Origin of the sequence: Bacillus sp. AL-1R (genome assembly GCF_052180195.1) — a bacterium.
Lineage (GTDB): Bacteria > Bacillota > Bacilli > Bacillales > Bacillaceae_G > Gottfriedia.
The window spans coordinates 3,781,070-3,795,311 of sequence record NZ_CP197469.1; the positions used below are offsets into that span (position 1 = coordinate 3,781,070).

A 14,242-nucleotide genomic window follows, 5' to 3' on the forward strand; every position below is an offset into this window, starting at 1 on the left:
CACTCTGAAGCACAAGGAATATTGATTTCCTTGTGCTTTTTATTCGACCTACTTTATCCTTATTCCAGCACTATTTACTTTTTTAATGAAGAAATAGCCGTTCTTGTTTGATCAATGTATTGGATTGTTTGATCGTACTCTTGTGTCGCGACTGCCATAAATAAAATATCGATGACATGTAGTTGAGCCATCCTTGATGAGGTTGCTCCGCTTCGAAATGTTGCTTCTCTGTGTGGGGAATTGAATAATTTAATATCTGCTAAATTTGATACAGAATTGGAACCAAAGCCCGTGATACTAATGGTCTTCACGTCGTTTTCCTTTGCAATTTGAAGAGCTTTTTGTACCTCTTGCGTTTCTCCAGAAAATGAAATTCCAACTAAGACATCATTCTCCTCATGGTTCGCTATTTGAACAGCTAACATATGCAAGTCAGTGAAAGAAGAGGTGTATTTTTTTATACGTAAAAACTTTTGCTGTGCGTCTAAGGCCACTACCATTGACCCACCTACACCGAAGAAATAAATATTCCTCGCTTTTGTTAAAGCTTGTACGGCTTCCTCTAAATCACTCACATTAATAATATCGCTTGTATCTTTGATGGCTTGAATATTGTTATTCATCATCTTTTTAATTATAGAACCAGTGGATTCTCCTAAATTGATATCTCTTGATCCTACTTCTGTTGTCGTAATGATATCACCTGCAATTCGTAGCTTAAGCTCTTGAAAACCTTTTAAACCAAGAGAACGGCATAATCGAATAATTGCAGAATTGCTTGTTTGACTTTTTTCAGCAAGTTCAAAAACTGTATATTGAATCGATTTTTCTGGATTTTCAATTATATATTTAGCTGCTCTTCTTTCCGATGGTGGAAGTTTATACAGCATTTCGTTTAACATGATTAAGCCACCATTTAATGCATTCATTTAATCTACTCAACTCTCTTTATTGATATAAAATTAACAATTTTGATAAATTTAAATAGGTTTGTTTTGTATAAAAAATTCATCGTCACGATATGATTACAAACAAATTATAAAGTATACAACTTAAAATCGAAATCATATTTTGATATAAAAAAAGAAAAGCGACAGACTAGAATAAAATTTCTACTGCCGCCTTCTAATTAATTTTCTACTACTCTGCTAATAAATCCACTAGCTTTATTCAAGCTGTTAATTGCATCATCATAATTCATTCCCGTTAAAATCATAACGATGGCTACTTTCGTTTGATTATTTGCTTTCATTAAATAATTACTTGCAGTTTCATAATCACAACCGGTAGCTTCAACAATTATTCTTTTTGCTCGATCAACTAGTTTAATATTCGTCAATTGTAGATCGACCATTAAATTTTTATATACTTTTCCAATTCCGATCATGGAAGCAGTAGAAATCATGTTACAAATTAACTTTTGAGATGTCCCGGCTTTTAATCGAGTAGATCCAGTTAATACTTCTGGACCATTATCAACTTCAATTTTATGGGATGCAATCTCACCAATTTTTGATCCTTTATTACACGCTACCGCTACAGTTTTTGCTCCTATTTCGTTTGCATACTTTAAAGCACCTATTACATACGGCGTTCGGCCTGATGCTGCGATACCGACTACAATATCATTTTTTGTAAGGGCTATTTTTAATAAATCTTCCTTACCAAGCTCTTCACTATCTTCGGCACCTTCAACTGCTTTAATAAAAGCCCTCTCCCCACCTGCAATTAATCCAATGACTTCACTAGGATTCGTTCCAAATGTAGGTGGGCATTCAACTGCATCTAGTAGACCAATTCGTCCGCTTGTGCCAGCCCCTGTATAAATTAAACGTCCACCGTTTTGAAATGCTTCAACTACTAGCTGAACTACATTTGATATCATCGGAATTTGTTCTCTAACTGCTAGAGCTACCTTTTGATCCTCTTCATTCATTATATTTAAAAACTCTTCAACGCTTAGTTGATCTATGTTACTCGTACGCTTGTTTCTAATTTCGGTTGTTAAGTTCTCTAACATAATTACACCTCGTTCATGGACAAGATTTTTGTACATCCTGCTCCCTGTTTTTACCACACACAATTATTCCTTACGTGAATTTACTTCTTTCATAGCTAATAGATATGCTCCGAAGGTCGAAGAGATTTCGTCTGTGTAAAACGTTACTGTTGGATAGTGCTCATGAATTGTTTGAATAAACGTTTTCTGAACGACTGGAATTCGACTTAGAATACTTCCTTTTGTTGCAACTCTTGGGTCTTTTTTAAGATTTAACTTTTTTATCGCTTGAATCGTCGTTTTCCCAAGATGTTGTCCAGCTCTTTCTAGAACAGACAACGCCATTAAATCACCCATATTTGCCATTTCAACGATAAATGGAACATGTGAAGCAATCTCAGCTTTTGTATTGTGATAAATATATTTTTTAAGTTCTTCTGCTTCTTTTAACTGCAATATTTCCAGCATTTTTAACGATAAATAACTTAATGGAGTACCTTCATCGAATTCCTGTGTAATCTTCTTAAAGATCTCCATACAAATCCAATATCCGCTTCCTTCATCCCCTAGAAGATGTCCCCATCCGCCTGCCGTAACAGTCTGTTCTTTATGCATCCCGATACAAATTGAACCTGTACCAGCGATTGTTAATACACCACTTTGTCCATTTAGTAATGCTGCATGTGCAATTTGGGCATCATTTACGATTTTAAACGGTATATGAAAAGTATCTTCTAGTGCTCTTTCTAAAGGACCTAGGTCTTTCACTCCACCAATTCCAGCAATTCCTAAAAATAAGAACAGGCAATTTTCTTTTGATAAAGGGCTCAAGCAAATTTCAATTGCTTCTATAATGTGATTAATTCCATCTTCTTCATTGATGAGTAAATTACTAAAGCCAGAATAACCTTGACTAATCACTTCACCTTCTAAATTATAAGCAATAGCCTCTGACTTAGTTCCTCCACCATCAAAACCTATAACAAATTGCACTAAATCTAACCCCCTACCCTCTTTCGTCTATTCTATTACTATATGAGTCAATTTATTTATCGGCTAATTTCTTATGTAAACGAATGATATGCTCAATTAGCTTTTGTTCGCTCATAGCAGTCATTAAATGATCTTGAGCATGAATCATTAATAGTGACTTTTCACATGGCTGACCATTTAATTCAGCTTGTATTAAAGTCGTTTGTGTTTTATGTGCATGACCAATTTCTTTGTGAGACTCTTCGATTAAGCGATCTGCTGTTTCAAAATCATTGTTTTCTGCAGCCTCTAATGCCTCATATGCTAGTGATCTTGCATTCCCACCGTGTGAAATAATTTCAAAAATTTCTTGTTCGTTAGTCATCATCATATTCATACCCCTTACTGTTTGTTTTTTTATTTTATCTTTATTGACCTACCAATTCTTCTTTATAAAATAATGGTAAGTTTTCTTTATGAGCATCTAAGAGTGCATCTAGTACTTCTTTTGCAACTTCATCACTTGGAACTAAAGGATTAATCGTTAGTGCCAGTAATGCCTTCTCATAAGATCCAGTAACAGCTGCCAATGCTCCAACACGTTCAAATGATTTAATCTGCTGAACTAAGCCATTTATTTGAGGTGGTAATTCACCTACTGAAATCGGTATTGGTCCTTGCTTAGTCACGATACAATTTACCTCTACAGCTGATTCATTCGGAATTCCTTGTATTGATCCATTATTTTGAACGTTTAATACTTGAATATCCTTTTTATCGTTATAAATCGATGTAATTAAGCTACAAGCAGCATCACTGTAATAAGCCCCACCGCGTTTTTCAAGCTGGGGTGGTTTAATGGCTAAATTCTCATCTTTATATAATTCAAATAACTCATCTTCCAACTTCTTAACAACTTCTGCACGAGTTGTACCAGTTTTAAAAGATTCTAATTCTTCATCTAAGATCTGTTTTGTTTTGTAATAGTAACGATGATATGGACAAGGTAATACACCTAATGACATAAGAAATTCTTTTTGCCATGGTAATGGTGCGATATTCTTCATTGTCATTTGAATTTCAGGATTAGCTAATAACTCTAATACATGTTTAGTCACTTCTTTTCCATCAACATAAACATGCAGTCCATATACCATATGGTTCAACCCAGCAAAATCAATATGTACACGACTTATGTCCACTTCTAACAATTTAGCAACCGTCATTGTCATATTAATTGGTACATTACAAACGCCAATCACCTTTTTATGTTGACTATATCGAAGTAATGCTTCAGTCACCATTCCAGCAGGATTTGTAAAGTTAATTAACCATGCATCAGGGCATAGTTGCTGCATTTCACTAGCAATTTCAAGTAATACAGGTATTGTTCTTAGACCTTTAAATAGACCACCTGCACCATTCGTTTCTTGACCAATCATACCGAATTGTAAAGGTATACGTTCATCTTTAATTCGAGCCTCTAATAAGCCTACTCGCATTTGAGTCGTTACAAAATCAGCATCCTTTAGCGCTAATTTTCGGTCCAAAGTTAAATGAATTTCCATTGGAACTCCAGCTTCTTTTACCATTCGTTTAGCTAAATTACCAACGATTTCTAACTTTTCCTTCCCTGCTTCTATATCAACCAACCATAATTCACTGACAGGTAGCTCGTCATATCTTTTAATAAAACCTTCCACTAATTCTGGAGTATAACTAGAACCTCCACCTATTGTTACGATTTTAATTCCTCTTTTTTTATTCATCTAAAACACACCTTCATTTCATATTTTTTCTTATGAATTGAATACAACGAGAAAACAAGTCACGGTGCAGAAAACTAATAATGTAAAAAATAAAATTAAAGCTTGTTTCTTATTCTTAAACTTACCTTCAATAAATACAATCACGCCTGTAAGTCCTACACTTAAACCGATACTATTTGTAATAAATACAGCAAGATCTTTCGTCATTCCAAAAAAGTGTAGAACAGGATTAAAGATAAGATTAAACGCAAGAATAAATACAAAAAACGTAAATGCAGCTTTATAACTAAAAAAATGGAGATTCTTTGTAGTGTTCATGTTAATCTTCCTTTCTTGATTACTTGATAATAAATAAAGGAAGCTGGGATTAATGATCCCAAACTCCCTTTACTATGAATTTATAAAGATACTTTTACATCATTATCCATTTCAACTGTAGATTCTTGCGCTAACAATTTTTTATCGTACATTTTGAAGAATGGTAAATAAATAACAACAGATATTGCCAGATTGATTACTACTAATATAATAGCTCTCCAATCTCCACCAGTTGATAAATATGCACCGATTGGAGCAGGTAAAGTCCAAGGAACCATTACGTATGTTGGGTTAACTAATCCGCCTGCTGTTGCAAGGTAAGAAATTGTTGCACCAATGATTGGAACGATCATAAATGGAATTATTAGGACTGGGTTTAATACAATCGGCATACCGAAAATTACTGGCTCATTAATGTTAAAAATACTTGGGATAATTGCTGTTCTTCCAAGAGCCTTTGAATAACTAGATTTTCCAGCGATTAACATGGCAATTACTAAACCTAATGTTGCACCCGAACCACCAATCCAAATAAACCACTGGAAGAAAGTTTCAGGAGCAATATGTGGTAACTGGCTTCCAACTTTACCAGCTGCAACAGCTGCAGAGTTATTAGCTAAATAAACTTCCCAAACAGGTCGAGCAACTGCACCTACTACTGATACCCCATGGATACCAAATGCCCAGAAAAATGTGATTAAGAATACAGGAACTAATACACCTGGTAATGAATCACCCGCACTAATTAGTGGAGCTACAGCCTTGTCTACTAGTGAATGTGTATCAATCTTAAATACAACTGTAATTAAAGTCATTACTGATAAAACAAGTGTTACAGGAATAAGTGCTTCAAAAGAACGTGCGACAGAACTCGGCACTGAATCAGGCATTTTAATCGTAATATTTTTTGTTTTACAAAAACGTAATACTTCGACTGCAAAAATAGAAGTGATCATACCTACGAAAAGACCATGGCCACCCATGTTTGCCATCGGTAATACAAATCCCACTTTATCAATCATTTGAACCCCAGTTGTAAATAAAAACGCTGAGCCGGCCAATAGTGCACCAGAAAGTGGATCTAGTTTATAGCTTTGGGACAAGCTATATCCAATTCCGAAAGTAATATACAAGGTCATTATGTACATTGTAAGTCGGTAAGGAATTAAAATATCCGCAACATGTTTAGCTGCCCACACTCCAACCGCAGAATCTGCAGGCACTGGTGGAAAGGCAATAATTAAGAACAAACTTCCGAAAATGATAAAAGGTAAAGCTGAAACTACACCATCACGAATAGCGCGTAAATGCTTTTGTTCAGATAGTTTTGCCATTGGTGTTGATAAATTGTTTTCCAAAAATGAAATAAACTTATCCATATGTTGTCCTTCTCCTTTATTAAATTATTAAATTATTAAACTACTTAACTAGTTCTTGAACTAATTTTAATAATGTTGGTCCTCCAAGTGGGCTATATGCTTGTGGTGGAATTACAGCACAAGGTACATTCGCCTCGTCAGATGAAGCTTTAAACCCATCAAATCGATGTCTTACTTGTGGTGCAACCATCGCTACATCCCAACCATTCTTAACTTCTTCAGCAAACTCTTGAGTCCCTACAGCTAAAACATCTAGATTTAATCCGTTCTTTTCTCCCTCTTTTTTTAGTGCGTTTACTACAATCGCACTAGACATCCCGCCTGCACATACGAATAATACCTTCATACTCTTATCCTCCTAATTTGAATTTGATAATATAAAAGATTCGAAAAACTGAAAACGTTTTCTATGAAGCAATTATATTCTTCTTAAAATAAAATTTCAATTGTTTTGTCTAAAAAATGAAATTTTATTTTAAGAAGATGTAAAAAAAAATTTCACACCTTCTTAAAATTTTATCATTTAGTTTTCTTTAAACTGAAACTTACTCCAAGGATGTAAGAAATCTAGTAAAAAGATTTCTTCCTCTGCAATGCGTCCAACTACATTCGTTTTCCCCGAATTCTCCATATCCTGCAGTGCTATTTGCAATTCACCTTTATATTGTCCATATAACTCATTTTCTATTAAAATATCGCCTCTACGAATAGGTGGAGTATAAGTAGGTTTAAACTCTTCATCTCTATATTTAACGCGAGATTGGGTAGAACGAATTAAGTAATCTGATACGTCCCCGCGGTAAAAATGAAACTCCTCTAAAACAATCTTTTTCTCTAAATCTGTAATTGAATCATGTAAATCAACATTCAGTGTAAACAAGTCTTTACCATTCTCGTTTAGCTCTGCTAGTTGTTTGAACTCTTCTTCAGATGCATAAGCATTTGCGATTATCACATCATCAATTAAGTCTGAATAAAATAAGTGTTTCGCTTGAGTTACGACTGATAAATTACGATGCATCTCTAAAGTACAAAGCCCTTCTGATACAGGCCAAGGTCCATATGTTGCAGCTTGTGAATTAATAAATGCCGCTGTACGAATACCATGCTTTTTAAACTCTTCACTGCATTTAACGAAATGTGAATAGCTCAAACCTGCATAACGATGAGGATAAAAATTATGGGATCCGATTAAATTAGATTGATTTGGCTTATAAGCTAAAATATTTTCTAAATATTTCGTAGCATTACTCATATTTATTTCAATTTTTAACCCATATGGATTATACGTCATAATCGACTCTTCATTCCCAGTAAATCCCATATCAAGTCTAATTCCATATGCTCCTAATTCTGCAAAAAATGATAAATCATTATATGAAATATTTAATGTACCAAATACTCGAGGGGCAATATCAACAATGACTTCCATCTCTAAACTATTTGCATAATCAATTATTTCTTTGAACTCTTTTAAAATTTGTTCCTTGTCACCATTTACTGATAACAAACACGTAAAGATTCGTTTGAAACCATATTGATGGGCTAATTGAATATAAGCCTTATCTTTTTCAACAGTTGAGTGCTCTGGATAAATTGAAATTCCTAATTTTTTCATGATTAATCCCCCTAGTATGGTACTGGTGTAATATTTCCTAAAACGACTAGACGACTCGCCTTTGTTGCTCCAGGTACATTACTTGGTAAACCGTTTAATGTTTCATTTGCTAAAATTGCAAAAGCAATTGCTTCTTTTGCATCCGAAGAAAAACCGATATCTTCTTGAACTAATACTTTGGAATCCACACCTAATAATTGTTGAAGCATGCGTAGTAGTGTTTTATTATGACTACCTCCGCCACCTACAATTACTTCATCAATTGGATGGTCTGGTAAAATATATTTTTTATAATTTTCAGCGATCGATTTTGCAGTAAACATCGTCATTGTAGTCACTAAATCAATCGGTGAAATATCACTAAACTCTTCCAATATTTCATCAACAAACTGTGTACCAAATAACTCTCTTCCTGTTGTTTTAGGTATAGGTGCTAAAATATAAGGAATACTCATACATCTTTCTAGTAATCTCTCATTTACATTACCTTTAGCAGCTAAATCACCATTCGCATCATATGGAACATCAAAATAGCGCTTACAAATTTCATCAATAATCATATTACCTGGACCTGTATCAAAGGCTACCAAATCATCAATTGAAGCATTTCTTGGAATGATCGTAACATTACCGATCCCACCAATATTTTGAAGTAAACGCGTTTTAGTTTTACTTTTATAAAGTAATAACTCTGAATGTGGAACTAAAGGCGCACCATACCCACCAGCTGCCATATCCATCACTCGAAAATTGGAAACAACCTTCGTTTTTGTTTCATAGGCAATAATCGCTGGCTCTCCTAACTGTAATGTAGATTGAATGAAATTCCCATGAGCTTCAGGCTGGTGATAAATCGTTTGACCATGTGATCCAATGAATTCAAGTTGATCTAATGTAAATTCGTTCTTACTACAAATTTGCTTTACAGCATCTGCAAAAGCATAGCCAAGTTTAAAATTCAAACTACATAAATGCTGAGCGTTTGAAGAAACAAGTGTAATCGCATCTTGAATTTCTTTTAATAAACCTTCCTCAAGAGGAACTGTCATAAAATCAATCAATTTTACTTCTGTGTCATATCCACAACCGTTGATTTCTACTAAAGCTGCATCGATTCCATCTAAAGATGTACCCGACATTAATCCAACCGCATAACCCAAATGATTCACTCCTTCATATTTTTATTACTATTACCTTAAAACAGAATTTCGAATTTGTAAAAGAAAAGAGTGAAATTTTATTTAGAATTTTTCAAAAAGTAATCGTTGAAGTTTTGAAGAGTTAGAGAGTAGAAAAGGATTAACGGAAACAATAAAAAATAATAGACAACAATGCGACCTTACTACTTTCTGCAATATTTTAGGACATTCATTAATATAATACCTTGTAGAGTTTATAGGGGGGATTATATGCCAGATTTTAACAAAACCGCCAATTTTGAGCATTCGTTTTGGTTACATGTGTTAAGAGATCATTCTCAATTTATATTGGATGCTTTACCATCTAAGCAAGAGGAAGAAATTAAGATTGCAAAGTCATTTTACGTACATTTTAATAATTTATTTACTAGAGTAAATAACAATGAAAATATGAACGAAATTACAATTCAAGCAGAAAAAAGCGCCTTAGCTCTACGTGATTTCAAACTTTCATTGCTAACGAAACATATTACTGACGCTAATTTTACGATTTACTTAACACCAACATTTTTAAACCATATGGTTAACGAGTTGGAAGAATATTTATTAGTATTAACCTACTTAAAACAAAATCAAATCCCACCGATCTTCAACGAGCTTCATCATCATTTATTATGGGTGCTAGATGCGGCAGGTCATGCAGATGCCATTTATACGAATCTCGATAGTACTGAAAAAATGCTAAGAAAGAAAAGTCATGAGTTCACAAAGCATTTTGAACACTTCTATCTAAAAGCAGTAGAACTGACCGGCTATTTACGTACTAAACTAAGTACATTTCCTGCATTAAAAAGAATGAATCACGACGTAAAATTAGAAATTCAGCTATTTCAAATATTTCTAAAAGAAATTGAAGAATTGGATATATCAAACCAAATGTTAAGCAACTTTTCCGCTTTAATGGCAGATCATATGTACAGAGAAGAAATGTATTTCTTAAAAAAATTAGAAGAATCATCGTCTATTAATAATTAATACTTCGAAAATGAAAGCACTCTATTTAACACGTAATGTAATATGTTAAATAGAGTGCTCTTTTTACTTTTATTAAACTATTGTTTGATTGAAATCCAATTATTTTTAATTACTTTTATTACCGCATTTAAACGATCTGGAACGTCCAATTTCATTAAAATATTAGCTACGTGATTTTTGACTGTTTTATTTGAAATAAATAATTCCTTACCAATTTGGATATTCGAAAATCCTTTTACTAAAAGGTGAAGTATTTCGTATTCTCTATTAGTAAGAATCTCTTTTAAATATGAATCATTGGGCGGCATAAAATGGATTGAATTATCCTTGAGAAACTTGTATTCTTTTATCAATTCATTTGTAAAACGATTATCTACCATGAATTGTCCACCCTGCACTAGCTTAACAGTATTCACTAAATACGCTTCGTCAACATCTGTTAAACAAATACCTTTTACTCCTACATTCAATAAACGATCTATTTCATAAAAGTCTAAAGAGTTTTTAATAGTAATAATTTTCGTAGAATCATCATGTAACATAATACTTCTCGCATACTTTACCATTTCTTCTCCTGAAACTTGAGTTATAAGAATTGAATTACTTACTTCCTGAAAAGAAAAGCTATCTTCTAAATTAATTTTAATAGCATTTATTCGATTAAATTCTAATATTGTACGAATACCCGCCACAAAAAGCGAATTTTCAACAAAAATAACAGTATTATTATTTCTTGGATGATTTGGAACTAATTTTGCTAACATTACTGCCACCTCCAATTTGCAAATTTTTTATAGCAACATTTGTATTGTACATATTTGAATTGATTAAATAAATTTAATATTTTTGAAATTAAAGTTAAGCACTTCTTAAACATAGGATTAATGTTATTAAATTTTAAACTAAATCATAAAATAAAGGTTTCAAATCCCTACACTCTTATATTATGATATTTAGGTACAGATATTTTTTTATTACTATAATTTTCCCGAGGAAAAATTTAGCATTGCAACGTTTTAACTTATTGCTTTTTTAAGTAAAAAGTGGTTCAGGGCAAAATTCAAGAATTATTTTAATAATATAAATTTCAAAATTACAAGATTTTCCAGTGAAAAAGGTGTATTATTAAACTGTTTCCTTTTCTTAAGATTTCCTTCATACTATATATCCGCAATATAATTTTACTAGCGCCTCTAAATTAATGAAATGATAATTAACCAACGATGTCCACTATCTTTTAAGTTTTTATGTTTTTAAGTTACTACATGTATTAGAATTTTTTATTATTAGGAGATTACTATGAATTTCGAACAATTAGAGTATATTGTTTATGTAGCAAATGAAAAATCAATATCTAAAGCTGCCGAAAAGTTATATATCTCTACATCAGCTATAAGCCAATCTATTTCGCAACTAGAAAGAGAATTAAATATAACAATATTTAATCGTTCAAGGGTAGGCACTACTCCCACACCTGAAGGAAATATTGTAATAATGAAAGCAATAAATATATTATCAAATATTAAGCAATTGAATGAGGAACTTTTTAGCTTAAATATAAAAAAAGAAAAGCAGTTAAAAATCGTTGCAGCAACAGCATTTTTTGATATTTTTCAAGAAGCAGTGACAAACTTTAATTTAGAAAATCCTCAAATCTCAATTGATGTTGAGGAAATGCTTCAAGAGCAATTACTAAAAAGTTTTAATCCAGATCGATATGATGTTGGCTTCCTACCAATAGAGAAAGAAGAATTAGATAAGTATCCAAAATTGGATAAAAAGTTAATCAATAGAGCAAGAGTAGGGATAGTAGTTGGAAAAAATTCTAAATTATTCAACTACGAATATGTAACACCCGCAGATTTAAATAATGAGAAAATAGTAATTTTAAAAAATACAAAAAATAGCATCGTAAAAAAGTTTTCAAAATGTATTACGAATCATGTTATCTTAACTACAAATAATCCTAGACTGCTATTAAACGTCGTTAAGGAAAGTGCTGGTTTTTCCTTTATTCATGAGTTTACAGTAAAAAACTACCCAACATTTCGTAATGATGAACTCAAGGTAATACCGATTACTTATACTGACGAAACAAATTACATATATCAGGATGTATGGGCAATTTATTCCCAAGAACATGGCTTATCAAGTTCAGCCAGTGAGATTATTAAACACATATTATTTCAGTTAAATAAATAATGAAAAGGAATAGGAATCATTCATCTCTATTCCTTTTTCATATTATTTATAAGTAACAAATGCAATCCGAACAGATATAATTTATAATAAATAAAAGTTTTCACGATTACTTTAGGAGGTGATCTATTATGACAAATACTGTTAGTTTGTCAGATAAATCAGCATCCCATGCAAAGCCTAGATTTAGAAAGGCGATACTTTGCATGGGTAGGTTTCACTAATCGCCCAAGTAAGCAGTTCTGATTCAACGGCTTTGCACCTTATTTACTGAATAAAAATAAGGGGCTTATCAAAGATGACATATATAAAAGCAACTGCTATTTTACCTGAAAAGTTATTATTGGAAATACAAAAATACGTACAGGGAGAAACACTATATATTCCAAAATCTGAAAAAGGTCACAAAAAATGGGGCTCACGTTCAGGTACAAGAAAGCTAATTGATAATCGAAATAAAGCGATTAAAGAAGCATTTAAAAACGGTCAATCAATTGAGCAATTAGCGAAAGAATATTTTCTCTCAGTCGAAACGATAAAAAAAATTGTCTATACTAAATAAATATAAAAAACACTGATTAACGCATAATCAGTGTTTTTTTTCAGAGTGTCGAAATTTAATACGTCCATACAATAGGGCAAACAGATCAAGTTATTTAGAAATTGTAAAAGTCACCTTTATTTTCTTGGCTTATTAGCTTTTTTTAAGAAAAAGCTAACTATCCTTTTTAAAGCAATTATAAGAGCAATTATTAAAATTAATGTAATAACTGTATTTATCGGAAAGTTTGACAATATTTTTACACCTACTTAATTAAATTTTGTCCATGTCGGGGTAACAATTGTCTATTGATTACCTTTACTTTTAATTAGAGTATACTTAAAAAAATAAGTTATTAAATTCCACCTTTGTTAAATTTTTTTGAAAATAAACTTCATTTTTTAGAACAAGGAGAAAATAGATCTTCATCGAGTCGCATTAATAACGAGGCAATACAAAACAATAGTGAATTCTTCTTTTTTTATGGCAACTTTGTTTCCTACATAAACTCAACATATATAAATCCACTTTTTTGATGTAAATTAAAGATGTTAAGTATTAAATCAAACTTTCCTTTCAAATTAGGAGTGATATAGATGGAACCTTTTATTAGAACTGAACAATATAATTTTATTAAACATCAACTTCAAGTCTTAACAAATGGACATTCTACGGTAAATGATAAAACTGTTTTAAATGCTTTACATTCATTAGTTAATGATAAAATACTAAGTTTATTTCCTGAGCTAACTGAAGATCAACTTTTACTCTTCAGTCCAATTAGCACAATTAAAAATTCTGATCAAGCAGATGCTTTACTAAACCGACTAAAGTCTTATGTAATTCCTTTTAAAGAAGTATCAGAACAATCGATCAAAAAGCTATTTCCTAAAGCAAAAAAATTAAAGCTTCCCTTATTACAAACTATTGACTTAGTTGAGACAACATATATTGGATGGGATGACTTAGGCTCTAATTCAAAGTTTATTGTCACATATTTAAATGACAAACTAATAGGATTACAAGGTACTTTTAGCCCTATGAAAAAAAGAGGCAACTGCACAATATGTAATAAATACAGTGACTTAGGATTATTCATGACAAAAACAAAAGGAAGAATTGAAGGTACTTTTACACAAAGAGGAAATTACATTTGCAAGGATAGCCAAATATGCAATCAAAATATTATGTCGCTTGATAAACTGCATGATTTTATTATGTTAGTTAAATAGTGAAAATAAAAAAATCGCTTAGCGCTAAAACCTAAGCGATT

General features: G+C 32.1%; 15 protein-coding genes. 4 read left to right on the forward strand and 11 right to left on the reverse strand.

Annotated elements, in window-relative coordinates:
* Positions 1-74: 74 nt before the first annotated feature.
* The 10 genes from ACSBO6_RS18210 to anmK all read right to left on the reverse strand — a co-directional run bounded on the left by ACSBO6_RS18210 (position 75) and on the right by anmK (position 9,215).
* Positions 75-929 carry a MurR/RpiR family transcriptional regulator gene (locus tag ACSBO6_RS18210; protein ID WP_498843766.1) on the reverse strand — a complete coding sequence of 285 codons (855 nt, stop codon included), beginning with the start codon at positions 927-929 and terminating at the stop codon, positions 75-77.
* 200 nt (positions 930-1,129) lie between these two features.
* Positions 1,130-2,020: an N-acetylmuramic acid 6-phosphate etherase gene (gene murQ, locus ACSBO6_RS18215; protein WP_098845165.1), complete on the reverse strand. Its 891-nt coding sequence runs from the start codon at positions 2,018-2,020 to the stop codon at positions 1,130-1,132.
* Positions 2,021-2,083: 63 nt separating this feature from the next.
* Entirely contained in the window at positions 2,084-2,992 is a 909-nt protein-coding gene (locus ACSBO6_RS18220) for a BadF/BadG/BcrA/BcrD ATPase family protein (RefSeq protein ID WP_098845155.1), read from the reverse strand.
* A gap of 52 nt (positions 2,993-3,044) precedes the next feature.
* Complete coding sequence (locus ACSBO6_RS18225; protein WP_498843767.1) at positions 3,045-3,362, reverse strand: PTS lactose/cellobiose transporter subunit IIA; 318 nt, start codon at positions 3,360-3,362, stop codon at positions 3,045-3,047.
* Positions 3,363-3,399: 37 nt separating this feature from the next.
* On the reverse strand, positions 3,400-4,740 hold the full coding sequence (locus ACSBO6_RS18230) for a 6-phospho-beta-glucosidase (RefSeq protein ID WP_498843768.1): 1,341 nt from the start codon (positions 4,738-4,740) through the stop codon (positions 3,400-3,402).
* 30 nt (positions 4,741-4,770) lie between these two features.
* Positions 4,771-5,058, reverse strand: a complete 288-nt coding sequence (locus ACSBO6_RS18235) for a hypothetical protein (RefSeq protein WP_498843769.1) — start codon at positions 5,056-5,058, stop codon at positions 4,771-4,773.
* A gap of 80 nt (positions 5,059-5,138) precedes the next feature.
* Positions 5,139-6,437, reverse strand: a complete 1,299-nt coding sequence (locus tag ACSBO6_RS18240) for a PTS sugar transporter subunit IIC (protein WP_098845151.1) — start codon at positions 6,435-6,437, stop codon at positions 5,139-5,141.
* Positions 6,438-6,477: 40 nt separating this feature from the next.
* Positions 6,478-6,783 (reverse strand): PTS sugar transporter subunit IIB, encoded by a 306-nt coding sequence (locus ACSBO6_RS18245; protein ID WP_088014092.1) that lies wholly within the window; start codon positions 6,781-6,783, stop codon positions 6,478-6,480.
* A gap of 177 nt (positions 6,784-6,960) precedes the next feature.
* Entirely contained in the window at positions 6,961-8,055 is a 1,095-nt protein-coding gene (locus tag ACSBO6_RS18250; RefSeq protein ID WP_098845150.1) for a DUF871 domain-containing protein, read from the reverse strand.
* 11 nt (positions 8,056-8,066) lie between these two features.
* On the reverse strand, positions 8,067-9,215 hold the full coding sequence (gene anmK, locus ACSBO6_RS18255; RefSeq protein WP_498843770.1) for an anhydro-N-acetylmuramic acid kinase AnmK: 1,149 nt from the start codon (positions 9,213-9,215) through the stop codon (positions 8,067-8,069).
* Between the two features lie 249 nt (positions 9,216-9,464).
* Here anmK and ACSBO6_RS18260 point away from each other — a divergent pair, with 249 nt between their 5' ends.
* Positions 9,465-10,229, forward strand: coding sequence for a DUF2935 domain-containing protein (locus ACSBO6_RS18260; RefSeq protein WP_098845148.1), 765 nt, complete (start codon positions 9,465-9,467; stop codon positions 10,227-10,229).
* A gap of 77 nt (positions 10,230-10,306) precedes the next feature.
* On the opposite strand, the gene ACSBO6_RS18265 is transcribed toward ACSBO6_RS18260, so the two are convergent.
* On the reverse strand, positions 10,307-10,993 hold the full coding sequence (locus tag ACSBO6_RS18265; RefSeq protein WP_098845147.1) for a response regulator transcription factor: 687 nt from the start codon (positions 10,991-10,993) through the stop codon (positions 10,307-10,309).
* A gap of 535 nt (positions 10,994-11,528) precedes the next feature.
* On the opposite strand from ACSBO6_RS18265, the gene ACSBO6_RS18270 reads away from it, so the two are divergent.
* From ACSBO6_RS18270 to ACSBO6_RS18280, 3 genes are all read left to right on the forward strand, one after another.
* Positions 11,529-12,431 (forward strand): LysR family transcriptional regulator, encoded by a 903-nt coding sequence (locus tag ACSBO6_RS18270; RefSeq protein WP_098845146.1) that lies wholly within the window; start codon positions 11,529-11,531, stop codon positions 12,429-12,431.
* Positions 12,432-12,726: 295 nt separating this feature from the next.
* Positions 12,727-12,990, forward strand: a complete 264-nt coding sequence (locus ACSBO6_RS18275; RefSeq protein WP_098845145.1) for a CD3324 family protein — start codon at positions 12,727-12,729, stop codon at positions 12,988-12,990.
* Between the two features lie 575 nt (positions 12,991-13,565).
* Positions 13,566-14,201 carry a FusB/FusC family EF-G-binding protein gene (locus tag ACSBO6_RS18280; RefSeq protein WP_098845144.1) on the forward strand — a complete coding sequence of 212 codons (636 nt, stop codon included), beginning with the start codon at positions 13,566-13,568 and terminating at the stop codon, positions 14,199-14,201.
* Positions 14,202-14,242 lie beyond the last annotated feature (41 nt).

What these genes read in the sequence shown, in the direction of transcription:
- ACSBO6_RS18210 (WP_498843766.1), bottom strand. Translation starts at nt 929, where the DNA reads ATGAATGCATTAAATGGTGGCTTAATCATGTTAAACGAAATGCTGTAT.
- murQ (WP_098845165.1), bottom strand. Translation starts at nt 2,020, where the DNA reads ATGTTAGAGAACTTAACAACCGAAATTAGAAACAAGCGTACGAGTAAC.
- ACSBO6_RS18225 (WP_498843767.1), bottom strand. Translation starts at nt 3,362, where the DNA reads ATGATGATGACTAACGAACAAGAAATTTTTGAAATTATTTCACACGGT.
- ACSBO6_RS18230 (WP_498843768.1), bottom strand. Translation starts at nt 4,740, where the DNA reads ATGAATAAAAAAAGAGGAATTAAAATCGTAACAATAGGTGGAGGTTCT.
- ACSBO6_RS18235 (WP_498843769.1), bottom strand. Translation starts at nt 5,058, where the DNA reads ATGAACACTACAAAGAATCTCCATTTTTTTAGTTATAAAGCTGCATTT.
- ACSBO6_RS18240 (WP_098845151.1), bottom strand. Translation starts at nt 6,437, where the DNA reads ATGGATAAGTTTATTTCATTTTTGGAAAACAATTTATCAACACCAATG.
- ACSBO6_RS18245 (WP_088014092.1), bottom strand. Translation starts at nt 6,783, where the DNA reads ATGAAGGTATTATTCGTATGTGCAGGCGGGATGTCTAGTGCGATTGTA.
- ACSBO6_RS18250 (WP_098845150.1), bottom strand. Translation starts at nt 8,055, where the DNA reads ATGAAAAAATTAGGAATTTCAATTTATCCAGAGCACTCAACTGTTGAA.
- ACSBO6_RS18260 (WP_098845148.1), top strand. Translation starts at nt 9,465, where the DNA reads ATGCCAGATTTTAACAAAACCGCCAATTTTGAGCATTCGTTTTGGTTA.
- ACSBO6_RS18265 (WP_098845147.1), bottom strand. Translation starts at nt 10,993, where the DNA reads ATGTTAGCAAAATTAGTTCCAAATCATCCAAGAAATAATAATACTGTT.
- ACSBO6_RS18270 (WP_098845146.1), top strand. Translation starts at nt 11,529, where the DNA reads ATGAATTTCGAACAATTAGAGTATATTGTTTATGTAGCAAATGAAAAA.
- ACSBO6_RS18275 (WP_098845145.1), top strand. Translation starts at nt 12,727, where the DNA reads ATGACATATATAAAAGCAACTGCTATTTTACCTGAAAAGTTATTATTG.
- ACSBO6_RS18280 (WP_098845144.1), top strand. Translation starts at nt 13,566, where the DNA reads ATGGAACCTTTTATTAGAACTGAACAATATAATTTTATTAAACATCAA.